This is a genomic window from Nocardia tenerifensis NBRC 101015, assembly GCF_000308715.1.
In the GTDB taxonomy this organism is placed as follows: domain Bacteria; phylum Actinomycetota; class Actinomycetes; order Mycobacteriales; family Mycobacteriaceae; genus Nocardia; species Nocardia tenerifensis.
Genome location: NZ_BAGH01000432.1, coordinates 1 through 330 on the forward strand (window position 1 = coordinate 1; position 330 = coordinate 330).

At 72.7% G+C, this 330-nt stretch carries 1 protein-coding gene; it reads left to right on the top strand.

Features of this window, described 5'->3' with window-relative positions:
• The coding region (locus ON39_RS33820; protein WP_040740303.1) for a CurL C-terminal domain-containing protein at positions 1-330 on the top strand (330 nt) is incomplete at both ends.

Sequence of the window (330 nt, forward strand, 5' to 3'; positions counted from 1 at the left end):
AGAAGCACCGACCGACGACGCGGAATCGGTACCGGTGCGGCGCGACATCACGGCGGTGCCGTGGGTGCTCTCCGCGCGCGACGAGCCCGCGCTGCGCGCGCAGGCGACACGGCTGGCGGCACGACTGACCGACGACGACTCGGTGCTCGATGTGGCGTATTCGCTGGCGACACGCACCGCGTTCGCGCAGCGCGCGGTAATCGTCGGCGGCGATCTGGACGAACGCAGGCACGCGCTGTCCGCGTTCGCGGCGGGCGAGCCGCCGGTGGGCGTGCACGTCGGTCGTGCCGCCGAAACCGCACTCGCCGTGGTGTTCTCGGGTCAGGGCAG